The sequence below is a fragment of the Klebsiella sp. 2-CIP_Kleb. genome (genome assembly GCF_050378715.1).
Classification (GTDB): domain Bacteria; phylum Pseudomonadota; class Gammaproteobacteria; order Enterobacterales; family Enterobacteriaceae; genus Klebsiella; species Klebsiella quasipneumoniae.
In genome coordinates this window covers 479284-496712 of the sequence record NZ_JBNRLG010000001.1, presented here as the reverse complement: position 1 = coordinate 496712, position 17429 = coordinate 479284, and the positions used below count along the sequence as shown (strand labels likewise).

Sequence of the window (17429 nt, the reverse complement as noted above, 5' to 3'; positions counted from 1 at the left end):
AGTGCGCCAGTGACAAAACTGGCAGGGGGCGTCCCCGCCAGCTTTCGCCTGCGCCACTTTTGCCTACGAAGCCGGGTTGGCGCAGAGGACTTATGTGTTTGCTAGAACATGATGGGAAACCAGCGGGCGTGGTCGCGGGTATATTCCGTCATCGCCTGGGGATCCTTTATCGCCTGGCAGGGGGCGTCGAGAATATTCGGATACGCATCCGGATACCAATCTTCCTCGGTGGTTAAGGTAAAAAAGCGAGACTCCCGGTGGGTTTCACAGGTATAGGCGTTTTTAATATTGTCGGCTTTGCGATATCCCTTGGGATCGCGATATTCGATATACACTTTGTACTCAGAACGGGTACCCCGCCACGCGCCCGGCTCCGGTTTCTGCCAGCGGACCGTCTGGTAGTAGCGCTCCCGCTCGCCGTAGCGATAGACGGTGGTCTCCCCGCCGGGAATCACGTCGGGTCTCAGGAAGAAAAAAGCCAGTCCCGCCAGCAGCAGTAGCAATGGCGGGAGAAGGTGGGTCAGCGGCCGCAGCGGCAGACGGTTGACCAGCAGCAGCCAGAGCAGCGGCGGGATCGTGATTACGATAACAGCGAAGAGGATTTTCGCCGGCGTATAGAGTTCATGCACCGACACCTCGCCGGCTTTCGCCGCGTAAAGCGCCTGCTTATCGCCGAAATACCAGTACTCGCCGTGAAAGGCGCTGATGGCGCTCACCAGCAGCAGCCCGCTAAACAACCCCAGCCAGACCCGTAATAGCGGTTGCAGAACCAATTTTTGCTGGCTCATTTAGGCTACCTCACCAGGGAGAGGGGCGATCGGGCGGGCAATCATGATTGCCGTGTCGCTGAGTGCGTTAAGATCGCTTACCGGAGCGCACTGGCGAGCCATGACCTGCGGATCGCGGTCAGGAAACCAGCCCTCATTGAATGACAGGGTGTAAAACTGGCTGTGCCGCTGCACTTCACAGCGCCAGGCGCGATGAAGATTATCCCTGTCGACAGGCCAGCGCGGATCTTTCGCTTCAACAAAAATCTCATATTTAGAGGGCTGAGGGATACGTTGGTTAGAATTTGTCTTCATCCAGAAAATGGCAGTGTAATAAACGTTGTGTTTCCCGTACTGAATACTGGCATCCCGTCCGGGGGTGACCTCCGGATGGAGGAAAATAAAGATTCCGGCGGCAATCAGTACCATCAGCGGGAATAGCGGATGCTGTATCGGCCGCCAGGGAATATTACGCACCGCCAACAGCCAGACCAGAGTCAGAAATAACACGTAGAGCAGGGCGAAGAAGAATTTACTCGGCGTATAGATGACGATATCCACCAGATCGCCGGTAGCGGGCTGATACTGCTCAGCGCGCGGGGTGAGCATCCACATATCGCCGCCAGAGAGGCACAGGCCGGCGATGATGGCGATACTACCCGTGAGGAGTAAGACAATCCGGATCAGAATAGCCTTCGCTTTATTCGCGTCAGGGGTTAATTTTTGCATTTCACATTCCGTTGTGAGGGGGTGAGAAACAACTATTTTGCACAGCGGAGGGCGCGCGGCAAATGCTATCCGTTTTCTATTTTTACGATAAATGAATATGGGCGGAAAAGGCGTTTCTGTGGTGGGAAATATTATCCGGACGCTATTAATAACCGGGCCGATCGTTCGGCCCGGTGAGCGCGATTAAATTGAGGTGCGGCGGTAATTACGATATTCCGGTAGCCAGAAATTATCGCTGATGGACTGCAGCAGCGCTTCTGCGGAGGTTTTCACCGCCACGCCCTGCTCCTGAGCCACCTTACCGACCGCGAAGGCGATCGCCCGCGAGACGGTCTGGATATCCTTCAGCTCCGGCAGCACCGGACCTTCACCGTTGTTCACCAGCGGCGAGTGTTTCGCCAGGGTTTCGCTGGCGGCCATCAGCATCTCGTCGGTGACCCGCGACGCGCCGGAGGCGATCACCCCCAGACCAATGCCCGGGAAGATATAGGAGTTGTTGCACTGGGCGATGGGGTACTGTTTGCCTTTGACGGTAACCGGGGCAAACGGACTGCCGGTGGCGACCAGCGCCTCGCCGTCGGTCCAGCTCAGGATATTCTGCGGCGTGGCTTCCACCCGTGACGTTGGGTTGGAGAGCGGCATCACGATTGGCCGCGGGCAATGCTTGTGCATTTCGCGGATAATCTCTTCCGTGAACAGCCCCGGCTGACCGGAAACGCCGATCAGGATGTTCGGTTTCACGTTGCGCACCACGTCGAGCAGGGAAAGTACATCGTTAGTGGTATCCCAGCCCTGCAGATGTTCGCGTTTCTGCACCAGCTTGTTCTGGAACGGCAGCAGATTAGGCATGCCGTCGGTTAACAGGCCAAAGCGGTCAACCATGAACACGCGCTGGCGGGCCTCTTCTTCACTGAGTCCTTCGCGGACGATCTGGGCGATAATTTGCTCGGCGATGCCGCAGCCGGCGGAGCCCGCCCCGAGGAAGACAATTTTCTGTTCGCTCAGCTGACTGCCGGCGCCGCGGCTGGCGGCGATCAGCGTCCCGACGGTCACCGCCGCGGTACCCTGGATATCGTCGTTAAAGGAGCAGATCTCATTGCGGTAGCGGTTGAGCAGCGGCATAGCGTTCTTCTGCGCAAAGTCTTCAAACTGCAGCAGCACGTCCGGCCAGCGGGCCTTAATCGCCTGGATCACGTCGTCAACGAACTGGTAGTACTCGTCATCGGTAATACGCGGGTGGCGCCAGCCCATATACAGCGGATCGTCCAGCAACTGCTGGTTGTTTGTTCCGACGTCCAGCACGATGGGCAGGGTGTAAGCCGGGCTGATGCCGCCGCAAGTGGTGTACAGCGACAGTTTGCCGATCGGGATCCCCATCCCGCCGATGCCCTGGTCGCCGAGGCCGAGGATACGCTCGCCATCGGTCACCACAATCACTTTGACGTTATGGTTCGGTACGTTCTGCAGAATGTCGTCAAGATTATGGCGATTCTGGTAGGAGATAAAGACGCCGCGGGCGCGACGGTAAATCTCGGAGAAACGTTCGCAGGCGGCGCCTACCGTCGGGGTATAGATAACCGGCATCATCTCTTCGAGATGGTTGCCAATCAGGCGATAGAAAAGGGTCTCGTTGGTGTCCTGGATGTTACGCAGGTAAATGTGTTTGTCGATTTCTGTTTTGAATCCCTGATACTGGATCCACGCGCGTTCCGCTTGCTCTTCGATGGTTTCAACCACTTCCGGCAGCAGGCCAAGAAGGTTGAAACTGCTGCGCTCTTCCATACTGAAGGCGCTGCCCTTGTTGAGCAGGGGGAATTCAAGCAGAACGGGACCCGCGTAGGGGATGTACAGGGAACGGTTTTTCTTATGGGTAAATTGCATCGCACTAACTCCTTGATCGTGTCCACAGTCCCGGCGCGGCGATAAGCGAAGGGCGGGGGGAAAAGCAGCGGGCAGAGTATAGAGCAGAAGGTCTTCAAGCGGGTAAACAAGCCGTCAATTGCCATAAAAAAACACCATCCTGGCAACAGGACGGTGTTGTTTATCATCACTCAGGCTGAAAATTAACCACCGCGGCGTTTGCGGCCGGTAGCATGGATATGGTTGAGGGTGGTTGCTTCATCGCCTTCCAGCACCACTTTTTTCTGCTGGGAAAGCTTGTAGTTCAGACCGAGAAGATGACGTGCCTGATGGTTCGATTTCATTCTGACTCCTTTATCCTGTTCTGGTTTCAAGGGCAAACCCGGTGGTGACCGGATGAAATGTAACCCAAAGTTGGCCGCACGTTTTTTATGCGGCCACAGGTAGGGTGGTCCATTTTCAGGGCAATAGCAACCTCGATGCGCCAGATTAAGAACAGTCTCCCTCGCGCAGCGCCGGCGTTACCACTTCATCTCGCCGGTATTAACTTTGGCGCTGAGCTCCAGCGAGCTGGTTTCCGCCAGCCCTGGCCACTGTGTCTCCATTGCCTTGATCACCCCGGCGGAATCCTTATGTGTCTTCAGCGCTTGCTCAAACTGCTGGAGGTAGGTTTTGGTAAAGCGCACCGCGCTGTCACCCTCCGGCGGCGTGCCGAGGTAATGTCCCGGGATCACCTGCTGCGGGTGCAGAGCAATCATCTGGTCCAACGTAGTGCGCCACTGCTGTCGACTGGCCGGCGTCTGGGTGTCGGCGGTCCAGAGATGCATGCCCCAGGCCACGCCGGTGCCGCCGAGGATCGTTTTGTTCGCCCGGATCCAAACGAACGCCGCGTAGTCATGGGGCTGCATAATCGTCACTTTTTCGCCATCGATGGTAAAGCTGTTGGCTTTCAGCGCCTGCGGGACGTATACCTGCGTCGGCGCACCGTCTTTCATCTGTGGTCCCCAGTACGCCAGCTTTGCCGCTTTGGTGGCTTCAATATGTTTAACCACTTCCGGCGTGGCGACCACTTCCGCCTGCGGGAAGGCTTTCACCAGCGGCTCAAGGCCAAAATAGAAGTCAGGATCGCCGGAGGTGATCACAATCCGCGACAACGGTTTGCCGTTTTTCTTGATCATGTCTACCAGCTTTTCGCCGTCTTTGACGCTGAACTGGGCGTCAAACAGCACCGCTTCATGCGGGCCGGAAACGAGGGTGGAGTTGACGGCAAAAAGACCTTTCTCCTGAGGGTTGTAAGTCTGCAGCGTCAGCGGCGCCGCGAAGACCGCGCCGCTGAACAGGGCGGTGGCAATAGCAAGAGCAGATAATTTCATGATTCATTCTCAGTGACAGGGGAATGCGTAGCATTGTACGGATTTCGCCATTTGATAGAATTCCTGAAATAAGAGATGCTGAGTTTCATAAATCGTGCAGATGAAGGGGGCGTGATGGACAGGGTGATTGCGGCGCAGGTGTATCTGCGAATTTGCGAACTGGGAAGCCTCAGCGCCGCGGCGCGCGCGCTGGGGATGTCGCGCCCGATGGTCAGCCGCTATCTGGAACAGATGGAGAGCTGGGCCGGCGCCCGGCTGATCCATCGCTCAACCCGGCGGCTGACGCTAACCCCGGCCGGGGAGAAGGTATTGCTCAAGACCCGCGGCCTGACGCGGATCGCCGATGAAATCGCCGGCGAACGCCAGCGTGCCGACCCCAGCGGCACGCTGCGGGTGGCGTGCGCGCATTTTACCGCGATGCAGCTGATCTCCCCGCTGCTGCCGGATTTTCTTGCCCGTTATCCGCTGTTGCGTCTGGAGCTGGATATCAATAACCATCCGGTCAGCCTGATCGGCGAGCGCATCGACGTGGCTATTCGCATTACCGATAATCCGGAGGCGGGGGCTATCGCTCGCCGCCTCGGCGTGTGCCGGTCGCTACTCTGCGCTGCGCCGCGCTGGCTCCGCCAGCATGGTCCGCTGACGACCCTTGACGATCTGCAACAGCATAACTGCCTGTTATACAGTCATTTTGCCGGCCAGCGCTGGCAATTCAGCGATGCACAGGGTCAGGAGGCGTCAGTGGCAGTGAACGGTAATCTGAGCGCCGGGATCTCTTCCTTACTGCTGGAGGCGGCGGTCGCGGGGTGCGGTATCGCGATGCTCCCCGAACTGGAGGCGCGGAGCGCGATTGCCAGCGGCGCGCTGGAGGTGGTGCTTCCTGACTGGACGCCGAAGGCGCTGAGCGTTTACGCCATCTATCTTTCCCGCGACTATCAGCCCGATGGGCTGCCGCTGTTTCTGGATGCGCTGCAGCGACGTCTGGGGAAAACGCTCGCCGATGCCTGAGCACTGACGCCGCCTTCAGCGGCAGCGCCGGCGGGCGGTTGCCCTGCCGGAAAGCCAAGGATCAACCTTACTCATTGCCCCACTGATTAAGGAAGTTGGCGATATCGTCAATACGGCGTTCGTCAATGGCCGCCTCGCGGGCCATCTCCTGCTGCGCTTCTTCATCGATCTCTTCGTTGTTGGTTAATCGCGCAATCAGCAGCTGAAAATAGCGCGCCAGCGCATCGCGTTCCTCATCCTTAACCGGGGCAGCCGCTTCGGTCTCGTATTCGTCCACGATGTCATAAAATTTCAGGGGAATGTCGTTACTCATCTGTCGTCCTCAGGATTGGCGTCAGGGCCGGGGTTAGCGCACAGCGGCGGGCGAGTATCATAGCACGCAGCCGGTCGGCTGCAGCAGAGGAAAAATCGCTGCGGCGGCGAGGCGAGAGGGCAGATATCGCTCCCCGGGGGACGGAGGGTAAAACCGGCGCGCGATGCCGCACGCCGGTCTGCCAGGAGGCTTAGACTACCCCGTCTCCACCGTCAGAGCACCACACCTGGCCGGAGGTATATGAGCAGGCATCGGATGCCAGGGTGACGTACAGCGGGGCGATCTCGACCGGCTGCCCCGGACGCCCCATCGGCGTGTCTTTGCCGAACTGTTTCACTTTCTCGTCCGGCTGACCGCCACTGGACTGCAGCACCGTCCAGTAAGGGCCGGGGGCTACGGCGTTAACGCGAATGCCGCGTTTTGCCACCTGTTTGGCCAGCGATTTGGTGAAGATCGCCAGGCAGGCTTTGGTCTGGGCGTAATCGAGGAGGATCGGACTGGGTTTATAGGCCTGCACCGAGGTGGTGTTGATGATCGCGCTCCCGGCCTGGAGATGGGGCAGCGCGGCGCGGGTGATCCAGAACGGCGCGTAGACATTGGTCTTAAAGGTGGCGTCAAAGTCTTCAGTGGTCAGCTCCTCAAGGGTCTCACAATATTGCTGACGTCCGGCGTTATTGACCAGGATGCTCAGGCCACCCAGCTGTTGCACCGCGTCGGCCACCAGCGACTGACAGAAGGACTCGGAGCGAATATCCCCCGGCAGGGCCACCGCGGTGCGGCCTTCGGCTTTGATCAGAGCGATGACTTCATCGGCGTCCTCTTGCTCCTCCGGCAGATAGCTTATGGCGACATCGGCCCCTTCGCGGGCAAAGGCGATCGCCACCGCGCGGCCAATGCCGGAGTCGCCGCCGGTAATTAGCGCTTTCTTACCGGCCAGCCGCCCGGTGCCGGTGTAGCTGGTTTCCCCATGGTCCGGTGACGGCTCCATTTCCGCATCCAGACCCGGCGGGTTCTGTTCTTGCTCCGGGAACTCCGGACGTGGAGCCGTCTCTTCTGGCAACATGGAGGTGGGTAGTTTCTTCATGGGCGGTTTTTCATCTTGCATAGTCATCTCCTTCAGACAGAACGGGCCAGCTGTAAGGATAGGTCAGGTTCCCCCATCGCCAGACCCCGGATGACTCACCCAGGGCCAGTGAATGGCCGCTAAAAGACGCATTGTTATTCCTTAACCGACTGATCCCCGGCGTATTTAAGCAAATAGCGCTGCGTTATCATTGCCGGGGTTAAATTAGGATTATTCCATCATGACTTAATGCGGGCTGGCTATTTTATTTGCTGCGCGGCGGAGATTTTTTAAAGGCAGAGAGGGAGACAAAGTGAAAAGGGGAATAATAGGGTAATCCGCTACGCATGGATAATAATGGTATACCTCTTTGGTGTTAATTTTTGGAAGGGTGGCAGCCCGGGATTAGTAGAAACATTTATTCATCAGATTATTTTCATTAGTTTACAAACGTGAACCAATGTCCACAGTACAGTTCACAAGGTACATATAACCCAAAGCGAATAAGGGAGTTGCGTAAAAATTAATTTTTATTGCCGCTTCGCTGTGGTTAATTTATTTTGTCGATGCGCTGGGTGATGGCCAAAATTAATTTGACTCCTGCGGGTATTCCTCTAGTGTTAGATATCGAGGGCGATGATTTGTAACAGGGTCATTTTCCATTTACCAACCGATATTGATCAAACCAAAGGTGAAAATTATGGCAGAGCATAGAGGCGGTTCAGGTAATTTTGCAGAAGATCGTGAAAAAGCATCCGAAGCCGGGCGTAAAGGTGGGCAGCACAGCGGCGGGAACTTCAAAAATGATCCTGAGCGTGCATCCGAAGCCGGTAAAAAGGGTGGTAAGAACAGCCATGGCGGTAGCCGTAAATCCGGCGACAGTTGATGACTGATGACCCGTGACGCCGTTATGACGGTGTCGGGAAAGAAACCTGTGGGCCTGTGGGTCCGCAGGTTTCTGTTTATTTGCAAACGCTTCCCTCAGCTAGTGTCTATTCTCCGCGACGGGAAAAGAGGTGCAGAATAATTCAATTACAGCCATCTTAACAATTAAATACTGATTACCGCAACGGCATTGTGCCGGCGAAGCGCTAAGAGTGAGTAAATAACGGTTCGGAGCAATACGTAACAGTACTGCTTTTTATCGCTGTGCATAAGTAAGCAATTTTAAGCCTGGTGTCAATCGTCGGACGCCAGGGGCGGGTAGCAACACATCCGCTTGCTAAATATTGTTCAGATCTAAGGTAATAAAATGAAACTGACGCCGGTATTTATTAAGCGCTGTCATCTTGTGGCCGCCGTTATGTGGGTGGGCCTGGCGATACCCTCGTTAATCTGGTGGAAAGACAGCGTCCTGTGGGTCATTCTCATCAGTATTTATGCCAATATTGTTGGACATTTATCCGGATATAGCGCAGCGCGAGCTGACCAGGCGGCGGAAGAGAATGAAGATTCCCCGTCAAAATAAATAATTAACGATCAGAGGTGTATATGACGGATAGTGAAAATTACCACAACTGGCTTCGCGATGCCCATGCCATGGAAAAACAGGCCGAGTCACTGCTTATGGCCACCATCAGACGCCTCGATAATGAACCGCAACTGCGAACCCGCCTTGAACAACATCTTTATGAAACTCGTCGGCAACTGTCCGCTCTGCAGGACCTTATCGCCCGCAACCATATTTCCCGCTCGGCGCTGAAGGATGCGATGAGCCGGGTCGCAGCCCTGGGCCAGACTATCGGCATCATGCTACCCGGCGATGAGCTCATTAAACTCATTATCACCGCCTACGTTTTTGCCCATTTTGAGGTCGCCTGCTATACCGCTTTATTAACGGCGGCGAAGCGCGTGGGGGACCATAGTGCGATGCCGACTCTGGAAGGGATCCTTGCCGAAGAGAGAGGGATGGCTGACTGGCTGCTGCATCATCTGCCGGCGCTGACCGGACAATATCTGATGCATAACTCTCTGCCCGGCGTTGAGGCCGGACAATAAGCCGCCGGAGTCAATCATGGTTAAGCGCCACACCATCGCGATCCTCGCCACAGACAAAGCGGTTCCGCTGAAATTAACCGCCAGGCAGCAGGCGCTGGTGGACGCGGTGGCGAACAGGGTGCCACCTGCAGAGCACGGCCCCGTATCGCCAGTCGACAAAACGCGCACGAAAACCAGCAGGGCGCGCTGAGGACGCTGACAGTGGCGGGCAGAACGCAAGGTGATAGTGATGCAACAGGAAGAGTGGTTTCACAGAGCGGTCATCTATCAGGTTGACAGTGCTCTGTTTTACGACGCCAACGGCGATGGGTTTGGCGATCTTGCCGGTATACGCCAAAAGCTGCACTACATTCGTAGCCTGGGGGCGACGGTGCTCTGGCTGACCCCTTTCTATCTTACCCCACTGCAGGATGATGGCTATGATATCAGCGACCATTTGCAGCCCGATCCCCGTTTCGGGACCATCGCCGACGTGATTGAGCTGATTGCCCGCGCCCGGGAGCTGGGGCTGCGGGTGATTGTTGAGCTGGTTATCCAGCATACTTCTGCCCAGCACCCGTGGTTTCAGGCGGCGCGACGCGATCCCCGGTCGCCGTGGCGGCCATACTATCTTTGGGCCGATCGGCCCCCGGAGAACGACGATCCTCCCATGTTTCCCGGCGTCGAGGAGAGCGTCTGGAGCTGGGACGACCAGGCCGGACAATACTATCGCCACATGTTTTATCGCCATGAGCCCGACCTGAATCTCGCTCATCCGCCGGTGATCGCTGAAATTGAAAACATCATCACCTTCTGGCTGCAGGCCGGGGTGTCAGGATTTCGCCTCGATGCGGCGTCACATCTGGTGAAGCAGGCCGGGAAGGGCGACGAGGCGCGGGGCTACCCGCTGTTGACGCATCTCCGGCAGGTCGTGCAGCGCCTCAATCCCGACGCGATACTGTTGGGTGAAGTGGACGTGGAAGTGGAAGATTATCGCCATTATTTCGGCCGCGGCGATCGGCTGCAGATGGTGCTCAATTTTTGGCTTAATAAATATCTCTATGTCAGCCTGGCGCAGCAGCGCGCCACCCCGGTAGTGAAGGCGTTGCAGGCAATGGTGGCCCCGCCGGACGGATGCTGCTTCGTCAACTGGCTGCGTAACCATGATGAACTGGACCTTGAGGGGATTGGCGAACGCAACAAACGCCAGGTTATCCGCACCTTTGCCCCTGATAAATCGATGTCGGTTTACCAGCGTGGCGTGCGCCGGCGGCTGGCGCCGATGCTGGATGGCGATACCCGACGCATCGCGCTGGCTCATGCCATCCTGCTCGCGCTGCCTGGCGTGCCGGTGATGCGCTATGGCGACGAGATTGGTATGGGCGACGATCTGCGCTTACCGGAGCGCTACGCGGTCCGAACGCCGATGCAGTGGTCGGGCGCGCCCAACGGCGGCTTTTCCCGGGCGGCGCCGGATGATTTGCCGGTGAAACCGGTGGCCAGTGGACGGTTTCGCTACCAGCGGATCAATGTCGAAGCGGCGTTGCGCCACCCCCGGTCGCTACTGCATCGGGTACGCAATATGGTGCTGGCGCGCACGGAATATACTGAACCGGGATCCATCCCTTTTACCCTTATTACGGTGAAGCCAGCCGCGGTGCTGGGCTTGTGCTATCGCAGCGAATCGCGGGAGGTGCTGATGCTGGCGAACTGCAGCCAGCAGGCGGTGGAGGTCCAGCTCCCGCCGCTGGCCGAGGGTTACTGGAGCCCGATCCTGGAAGATAAGTTCTACCAGGACGGGCTATACGGCGGAGAAAAGGCGCGGCTGGCGCTCTCCGGCTATGGTTACCGCTGGTTCAGCCGCAGCCTGCTTTAGCGCCGTCTTCCTGGTCGGCGGAAGAACGCCCGCAGGGCCATCGTCGCCACCGCCACACCGACGCCGGCAGCCACTTTACCCGGAAGATCGGCGCTGATGGTCACCGCTTTACGCCGCGCGCCATCGTTAAAGGGGCCGTGTCCGGGATGATTGCCGCGCACTGGCGTGAACAGGTCGTCCTGATGCTCTGCCGGCTTCGGCTGGCCGGTAAACTGTCCCTCCCACGCTTTTTTCACCATCAGCCGATCGAGCAGACGAGGGAAGAAGACCTGGCCGAGGATCGACTGGATGGTGCTTTTCCCCACCCACAGCTCGTTCACCGGCCGCTGGATCACGCTGTAGATGGCCTCAGCGGCGACCTCCGGCTGATAGACCGGCGGTACCGGCTGCATGGCCTGCTCCATTTTGTTGCGCGCCCAGCCAAACTGAGCAGTGTTCATCCCCGGCAGCTGGACCATGGTCAACTGGATGTGGCTTTTCTCATGCATCAGCTCGGTGCGCACGGCATCGGTGAAGCCGCGGATCGCCGCTTTCGCGCCGCAATAGGCCGACTGCAGGGGGATCGAGCGCCAGGCCAGCGCCGATCCAGCCTGAATAATCACCCCCCGATCCCGGGGCGTCATGACCTCGAGCGCCGCGCGGGTGCCGTTGACATAGCCGAGATAGGTCACCTCCGTCACCCGGCGAAATTCGTCGTCGCTCATCTGCCGAAAGGGCGCCAGCACGGTGGTCATGGCGTTATTGATCCAGACGTCTATGGCGCCGAGGGTGGCTTCCACCTCGGCGGCGGCGCGCTGCACGGCCCCGGCATCGGCGACATCGGCGCTAATCGCCAGCGTTTTGACGCCGAAACGTTCACAAGCCTGCTGCGTCTCCTGCAGACCCGTTTCATCGCGGGCGATCAGCGCCACGTGATACCCTGCGCGGGCGAAACGCAGCGCGGTGGCTTTTCCTGCCCCGGCGGTTCCGCCGGTAATAACCATCACGGACATAGTGACCTCATTAATTGTTTCGCTATCGTAAATTTAAGCTGCACGGATCGAATCATTATTAAGCATAAATAACGACGGTGAGGTGGGAAATATCCTGGAATAAGCGCAGTGTGAATCAGGCGACATATCCTGATGACTCTGGCCTGTTTCTGCATAAGCAGGCGTTAAGGTTCTATAATCTGTAAGATACTTGACAACCCGCGAGGAGGAAAAATGTTGACAGTAAACACGCGTAGCGTTGAAAAAGAAGAGGACGACGCCACCCGCGCCCCGGAATCGGGGGATAAACAACCGGAGCGCGATAAATAGCTAAGCCGGTGTTATTCCTGTTCCGGAATAATGGATATCTGGCCGTTACGTTCGAGAATAGCGAATTTTATCGCTTTCAGTTCATAAATCCCATGGTGCTGCCTGGCCGCCAGCAGGATATCATCGACAGAAATATTGACGAGCTTCATTTTCTCATCGATGACAGCACCATTTTCCACTACGATAACCGGCGTGCCATCCAGAAAATTTTCCGCCTGGGCAAATTTTTTCTTAATATAGCCGAATAAAATATCAATACTGACCAGGGTGACGATAGTCAGCATCGAACCGGTAACGGAATAGTCTGTGCTGAGCATCGCCTGCTGGGTCGCTTCACTGATAATCAGCAGCAGTATCAGGTCAAAATTGGTTAACTGCATCAGGGTTCGTCTACCGGCAATCTTGAAAATAATCAGCAGGATCAGATAGATTGCTGCGGCTCTGAGGACCATTTCCATCGCGACTCCTACGGATAGACAAACTGTTGCCAGCTGACGGCAGGGCGATCGTTGACTGCCGCCTGCAGGGAAATATTGCCTATCGTTTTGGGGGTAATAGATAACCATACCGATTGCGGCGAGCGGCTGGTCGTCCGCTGATACACCAGATGTAATTTCCCGTCGGCACTGTACATCTTATCCGGCTGCGGGCGGATATCGCCAACCTGGTAACGGGTTAATAACGTGGCGGCGAAACTGATCGTCGTGTCATTTTCCTGCGTGGGTTTGATCTGAATATTCAGTTCGGTTTCACTCATCAGTCTGGCATAACGCTGGTAATCGACGCGTAATTCACCTTTAGGGCTTTCCCGGTGCGCCTCACTGAAATATCCGGAGGACCACAGGCCGCTTAATGCGGTAAGAATGATGAGGCTGAGAACAATTATCCCATAGCGCCTGAAGCGATATTCAAAGCGGAGGGCCTGTTCATTCTCGTCGACGATGTGACAAGGTTGTTGATTCTCAGTCATTATTATTTCCCCGCGTTTCGTTTCGCCATCAGCGTAACGATAAGGACATTCTTATATTAGACGATATCAGAACAATTGACTTTGTAAAAATGGCCAGCCTCAGCCAGGCTTTAATCTGTTCATCAGCAAAAACAAGGAGGCATGATGAAAAAATTAGCCTTGGCCATGGCCTGTTTGTTTGCCGCCGCGGTCGCGCAGGCGGACGATAAAGGCGGTTTTAGCCAGGATGCCGCGCCGCCGCCGCCGCACAAACTCGATGACGGCTATCGCGGCGTCGAGGAGGGGCGGATCATGACCGTTGAGCAGGCGAAAACCATGCACGACGGCGCCACGGTTTCACTGCGCGGTAATCTGCTCACCCGACAGGGGGATGACCGTTATCAGTTTCGCGATAAAAGCGGCACCATCACCGCCATTATTCCGGTTGCCGCGTTTAATGAACAGCACGTAGAGCCTGACGATCTGGTCAGTATTAACGGCAGCCTTGATCGCAAAATGACGCCGCCGGTAGTTCGTATCGATCGCCTGCTCAAACAGTCGCCTAAGTAAGGGGAGCTTACCGATATGAGCACAACATCCCACCCGCATGACGAGGAGCGCGGGAAGCACCCTGCGCGCGAGGCGCCTGACGAACATGGCGAAGTGCCGCGCAAACGGGACGACAGCGAGGATGACAAAACCGATCCTTACCATCCTCACGATGGCCGTTAGCGTCATCCGCAACGGCAACTTTTGGGGAACGCTGATGCGGCGGGCCGCAGAATAGAAGCAGGTTCAGCATCAGGCACTATACTTTTTGTTCGACATCATCACAGGAGGAGTCATATGGCGATTCATAAGAAAGGGCTGGCGCACTGGGAAGGCGATCTCAAGCATGGCAAAGGCACCGTGTCGACGGAGAGCGGGGCGCTGAGCCAGCAGCCCTACGGCTTTAATACCCGTTTTGAAGGGGTGAAAGGCACCAACCCCGAGGAGCTGATCGGCGCCGCACATGCCGCCTGCTTCTCGATGGCCCTGTCGCTGATGCTCAGCGAAGAGGGCTATACCGCGACGTCCATCGACACCACCGCAGTGGTCACCCTCAATAAAACCGACGGTGGGTTTGCAATAACCGACATCGCGTTGCAAAGCCAGATTGTCCTGCCCGGCGTTGCGCCGGCGGCGTTCGATGAGATCATCCAGAAAGCGAAGGCCGGCTGCCCGGTATCACAGGTGCTGAAAGCCAATATCACCCTTGACTACCAGCTGAATCCATAAGCTGTTGTGCCCGCACTCTGCGGGCACCGTTCCCGCGATCTCTCTCCCTGTCACTGCCTCCGCTGCGCAATAGTGGTATCTTTGGTCCTTTGGTAAACGTAAGGGACTTCAGCATGATCGGCATTCGCGGAATGATCGAGGCGCAGGTGCTCGGCCTGACCGGCATGGCGCTAAAAGAGATTGATTTTGAACAGCCCAAAGGGGAGCCGGGGCTTTTTGGTCCGCAATCAGCCATCTGGCAGGTGCATGGCGATTTTACCTCAATGCTGTGCGGCGGCATTAGCGCGCTGTTGCTGCAGATGCTGCACCCCCTGGCGCTGGCCGGCGTCTGGGACCACTCCCGTTTCCGCGAGGATATCTTTGGCCGCCTGCGTCGCACCAGTCAGTTTATCTCCGCTACCACCTTCGCCGCCACCCCCGACGCCGAGCGGCTGATCGCCAAAGTGCAGGGGATCCATCAGCGGATCGCCGGGGTGGACAAGGACGGCACGCCGTATCAGGCAAGCGACCCGGCGCTGTTGACCTGGGTGCATGTCGCTGAGTGCAGCCGCTTTATGGCCTCCCACCTGCGCTACAAGCGGACGGTGGTCAGCGTCCAGCGCCAGGAGGACTATTTTCGCGAGTCGGCGGAGATCGCTCGTCGGTTGGGAGCCAAAGATATTCCCCAGACGCCGAATGAGGTCGCGGACTATCTTGAGGCGATGCGTCCGCAGCTGCGCTGTGACGAACGTACCCGGGAGGTAGCCGAGGTACTGCTCACCACCCGTCTGCCGGGTCGCCTGAGTCAGCCGGTTGGCCAGGTGATGATGCGGGCCGGGATCGATCTTCTGCCGCCATGGGCGCAGGAGATGCTGGGACTGTCGCTGTCGCCGCTGCAGCGGCGCACGACGCGTCTGATGGTACTGGCGATCGCCCGCGTGCTGCGCGCCTCGGTACGTAACGGCGCCTGGCATTGCGCCATGCGCCGGATGGCGGAGGCGTGATTCAGCCCGCCTTGCCCAGGTGCCGGGCAATCAGCGCCTCCAGGCTACCGTCCGCCCGCCATTCGTCCAACGCGTCATTCACCGCGTTAAAGCGGACCACATCATCCCGGGCGACGCAGATGGCCTGCTGGATCTCGGTAAAATTATCCGCTAAGACCCGCACCCCCGGATGGCGGCGCGCTGTCGCCTCCAGCGGCTGACGGATGCCAGCGACCATATCCCCTTCACCGGCGAGGAAGGCGTCGATGGCCTCCTGCGAGGAGGGGAGACGATTCAGGCTGGCGTACTGCAAATGGCGGGTGAGCCACAGATCGTAGGCGGCGTTTTGCCCGACGTTAATCGTGGTTGCCGGGCGATCCATATCGGCCACGCTCTGGCAGGGCGAACCGGCTCTCACCAGCGCGGTCCCCTGAATGGTGATATAGGGAGAAGTAAAGCGCAGGGTCGCCTCCCTCGCCGGGTCGATGGCCAGAAAGGCGATATCCCAGCGTTCGCCTCCGGCGTCGGCCACCACTTTACCGGCGGCAGGATAGGTGACGAACTCGGCGACGACGCCCCAGCGCTGCGCCAGTCGATGGCTGAGCTCGGGGGTAATGCCTGTCGGCTCGCCGTTTTCTCCAGGATGGGCCAGTACCGCATTGCCCAGATTAATGGCAAAACGCAGCCGGGATGGTGTGATTGCTGACATCGCTGACTCCTGTGGTGGCTAAGAGAAGGTGGCCCGACCTGTCGGTCGCCAGTGATAAGATAGTCCATCCGCGCGCGGTTGTACCTCCGGGGCCACACTTTCAGAATACAGTAATTAACGACCGCAGCGATTTCGTTAAACAGCAAGGCAATGGCTTTTATATTGTTAAGCATAAACTCAGCTTGTCAGTTTATTCTTCCCGCTCACTGAGGGAGAGAAATAATGGCACAACATAATTTTGAAAATGATAATAAATATCATCAGCGTTCTGAGCAGGCGCGAAGGAGTACCCTGGTTAGCGTGGTGGTCAATATTTTTCTCTCCGCGTTGCAGATTGCGGTGGGAATATATTCTGGTTCCCAGGGGTTAATTGCCGATGGCATGCACTCTTTTTCCGATCTGCTCGCCGATGGCGTCGTGCTGGTGGCGAATAAAAAGAGTCGCCGACCGTCTGACCACGATCACCATTATGGCCACTGGCGTTATGAGAACGGCGCCTCTCTGGTCCTCGGCGCGATCCTGGTGCTGGTCGGGGTCGGTATGCTGTGGTCTGCCGCGGGTCATCTCGCGCAACCGCAGACGATTCCGCCGGTGCACAGCGTGGCGCTGTGGATGGCGCTGACGGCGCTGGTGGTCAAAGAGGGGCTGTTTCGCTATATGCTGGCGGCCGCCAGGCGGCTGAACTCCTCGCTGCTCATCGCCAACGCCTGGCATGCCCGCTCAGACGCCGCGTCATCACTGGTGGTGGCGCTGGGGATTATCGGTAATCTGGCCGGGTTCGCCTGGTTCGACCCGCTCGCCGCGCTGGCGGTAGGGCTGGTGATTACGCGGATGGGCTATCGTTTCGCCGCCACCGCGCTGCACGATTTAATGGACCGCGCTGTCGATGAAGAGACGCAGCGGGCAATCGCCGGCACGCTGCGGGCCACGCCGGGCGTGGCGGGTCTGCACGATTTGAAAACCCGTAAGGCGGGGGATCTTGTGCTGGTGGATGTCCATCTCGAGGTAGCCGGAGAGCTGTCGGTCGCTGAAGGGCATCAGATTGCCCGGCAGGCGCGGGAGCGGGTCATGGCGCAGCATCCGGTGCTTAATGTGATGGTGCATCTCGATCCCTGCGCGGCGGTTGCCAGTTCGCCGGGGGAGGCAAACTGCCTGACGTCATAAGCGGAAAATAGACTGGCTCAGCGGTTATTTTATCCCTGAGCCATTATTCCTCGCCCCTTCCGCCCGCGCATTGATTGCCTGAACGATAAATAAGGCTCAT

Annotated in this window: 23 protein-coding genes; 12 read left to right on the top strand and 11 right to left on the bottom strand. The window is 57.6% G+C overall.

Annotated elements, in window-relative coordinates; translation table 11 throughout:
- Nucleotides 1–101 precede the first annotated feature (101 nt).
- From ACQUTP_RS02450 to ACQUTP_RS02440, 3 genes are all read right to left on the bottom strand, one after another.
- A complete protein-coding gene (locus ACQUTP_RS02450; RefSeq protein WP_017900528.1) occupies nt 102–788 on the bottom strand; it encodes a hypothetical protein in 687 nt (228 codons plus the stop codon).
- Nucleotides 789–1496, bottom strand: coding sequence for a glycosyl transferase (locus ACQUTP_RS02445; protein ID WP_428902341.1), 708 nt, complete (start codon nt 1494–1496; stop codon nt 789–791). It lies immediately after the preceding gene.
- Between the two features lie 183 nt (nt 1497–1679).
- A complete protein-coding gene (locus ACQUTP_RS02440; protein WP_004202648.1) occupies nt 1680–3377 on the bottom strand; it encodes an NAD-dependent malic enzyme in 1698 nt (565 codons plus the stop codon).
- 78 nt (nt 3378–3455) lie between these two features.
- On the opposite strand from ACQUTP_RS02440, the gene ACQUTP_RS02435 reads away from it, so the two are divergent.
- The gene (locus ACQUTP_RS02435) at nt 3456–3563 is read left to right on the top strand and encodes a hypothetical protein (RefSeq protein ID WP_032425875.1); all 108 of its coding nucleotides are present in this window, start codon (nt 3456–3458) and stop codon (nt 3561–3563) included.
- Here the strand turns inward: ACQUTP_RS02435 and sra are convergent.
- Nucleotides 3560–3700, bottom strand: coding sequence for a stationary-phase-induced ribosome-associated protein (gene sra, locus ACQUTP_RS02430; RefSeq protein ID WP_004202647.1), 141 nt, complete (start codon nt 3698–3700; stop codon nt 3560–3562). The genes ACQUTP_RS02435 and sra overlap by 4 nt on opposite strands.
- Nucleotides 3701–3877: 177 nt before the next feature.
- Complete coding sequence (locus tag ACQUTP_RS02425) at nt 3878–4729, bottom strand: Vmh family MBL fold metallo-hydrolase (RefSeq protein ID WP_023318352.1); 852 nt, start codon at nt 4727–4729, stop codon at nt 3878–3880.
- 114 nt (nt 4730–4843) lie between these two features.
- Between ACQUTP_RS02425 and ACQUTP_RS02420 the strand changes: the two genes are divergently transcribed.
- The gene (locus ACQUTP_RS02420) at nt 4844–5737 is read left to right on the top strand and encodes a LysR family transcriptional regulator (RefSeq protein WP_285755939.1); all 894 of its coding nucleotides are present in this window, start codon (nt 4844–4846) and stop codon (nt 5735–5737) included.
- Between the two features lie 67 nt (nt 5738–5804).
- Here the strand turns inward: ACQUTP_RS02420 and ACQUTP_RS02415 are convergent, their stop codons facing one another.
- Nucleotides 5805–6050 (bottom strand): YmjA family protein, encoded by a 246-nt coding sequence (locus ACQUTP_RS02415; RefSeq protein WP_004202643.1) that lies wholly within the window; start codon nt 6048–6050, stop codon nt 5805–5807.
- A gap of 190 nt (nt 6051–6240) precedes the next feature.
- On the bottom strand, nt 6241–7155 hold the full coding sequence (locus ACQUTP_RS02410) for an SDR family oxidoreductase (RefSeq protein WP_004202642.1): 915 nt from the start codon (nt 7153–7155) through the stop codon (nt 6241–6243).
- Between the two features lie 658 nt (nt 7156–7813).
- Between ACQUTP_RS02410 and ACQUTP_RS02405 the strand changes: the two genes are divergently transcribed.
- The 5 genes from ACQUTP_RS02405 (at nt 7814) to ACQUTP_RS02385 (ending at nt 10966) form a co-directional block, all read left to right on the top strand.
- Nucleotides 7814–7999 (top strand): general stress protein, encoded by a 186-nt coding sequence (locus ACQUTP_RS02405; protein ID WP_275200978.1) that lies wholly within the window; start codon nt 7814–7816, stop codon nt 7997–7999.
- Between the two features lie 366 nt (nt 8000–8365).
- Complete coding sequence (locus tag ACQUTP_RS02400) at nt 8366–8581, top strand: hypothetical protein (RefSeq protein WP_004202641.1); 216 nt, start codon at nt 8366–8368, stop codon at nt 8579–8581.
- Nucleotides 8582–8604: 23 nt separating this feature from the next.
- Entirely contained in the window at nt 8605–9111 is a 507-nt protein-coding gene (locus ACQUTP_RS02395) for a ferritin-like domain-containing protein (protein WP_032456113.1), read from the top strand.
- A gap of 16 nt (nt 9112–9127) precedes the next feature.
- A complete protein-coding gene (locus ACQUTP_RS02390; RefSeq protein WP_023318350.1) occupies nt 9128–9301 on the top strand; it encodes a hypothetical protein in 174 nt (57 codons plus the stop codon).
- Between the two features lie 39 nt (nt 9302–9340).
- The gene (locus tag ACQUTP_RS02385; RefSeq protein WP_004202637.1) at nt 9341–10966 is read left to right on the top strand and encodes an alpha-amylase family protein; all 1626 of its coding nucleotides are present in this window, start codon (nt 9341–9343) and stop codon (nt 10964–10966) included.
- On the opposite strand, the gene ACQUTP_RS02380 is transcribed toward ACQUTP_RS02385, so the two are convergent.
- The 3 genes from ACQUTP_RS02380 to ACQUTP_RS02370 all read right to left on the bottom strand — a co-directional run bounded on the left by ACQUTP_RS02380 (nt 10963) and on the right by ACQUTP_RS02370 (nt 13237).
- Entirely contained in the window at nt 10963–11958 is a 996-nt protein-coding gene (locus tag ACQUTP_RS02380) for an SDR family oxidoreductase (RefSeq protein ID WP_004202636.1), read from the bottom strand. The genes ACQUTP_RS02385 and ACQUTP_RS02380 overlap by 4 nt on opposite strands.
- Before the next feature lie 320 nt (nt 11959–12278).
- On the bottom strand, nt 12279–12725 hold the full coding sequence (locus ACQUTP_RS02375; protein ID WP_004202634.1) for a DUF421 domain-containing protein: 447 nt from the start codon (nt 12723–12725) through the stop codon (nt 12279–12281).
- An 8-nt stretch (nt 12726–12733) separates the two neighbouring features.
- Complete coding sequence (locus ACQUTP_RS02370; RefSeq protein ID WP_211773839.1) at nt 12734–13237, bottom strand: hypothetical protein; 504 nt, start codon at nt 13235–13237, stop codon at nt 12734–12736.
- A 144-nt stretch (nt 13238–13381) separates the two neighbouring features.
- On the opposite strand from ACQUTP_RS02370, the gene ACQUTP_RS02365 reads away from it, so the two are divergent.
- From ACQUTP_RS02365 to ACQUTP_RS02350, 4 genes are all read left to right on the top strand, one after another.
- A complete protein-coding gene (locus ACQUTP_RS02365) occupies nt 13382–13786 on the top strand; it encodes a YdeI family stress tolerance OB fold protein (RefSeq protein WP_004202632.1) in 405 nt (134 codons plus the stop codon).
- Nucleotides 13787–13801: 15 nt separating this feature from the next.
- A complete protein-coding gene (locus tag ACQUTP_RS02360; protein WP_017900537.1) occupies nt 13802–13948 on the top strand; it encodes a hypothetical protein in 147 nt (48 codons plus the stop codon).
- A gap of 114 nt (nt 13949–14062) precedes the next feature.
- Complete coding sequence (locus ACQUTP_RS02355) at nt 14063–14494, top strand: OsmC family protein (RefSeq protein ID WP_004202630.1); 432 nt, start codon at nt 14063–14065, stop codon at nt 14492–14494.
- A gap of 113 nt (nt 14495–14607) precedes the next feature.
- A complete protein-coding gene (locus ACQUTP_RS02350) occupies nt 14608–15477 on the top strand; it encodes an oxygenase MpaB family protein (protein ID WP_032456112.1) in 870 nt (289 codons plus the stop codon).
- Nucleotide 15478: 1 nt separating this feature from the next.
- On the opposite strand, the gene ACQUTP_RS02345 is transcribed toward ACQUTP_RS02350, so the two are convergent.
- A complete protein-coding gene (locus tag ACQUTP_RS02345) occupies nt 15479–16165 on the bottom strand; it encodes an ABC transporter substrate-binding protein (protein WP_048324334.1) in 687 nt (228 codons plus the stop codon).
- Nucleotides 16166–16387: 222 nt separating this feature from the next.
- Here ACQUTP_RS02345 and ACQUTP_RS02340 point away from each other — a divergent pair, with 222 nt between their 5' ends.
- The gene (locus ACQUTP_RS02340) at nt 16388–17329 is read left to right on the top strand and encodes a cation diffusion facilitator family transporter (protein WP_004202626.1); all 942 of its coding nucleotides are present in this window, start codon (nt 16388–16390) and stop codon (nt 17327–17329) included.
- Nucleotides 17330–17429: the final 100 nt, after the last annotated feature.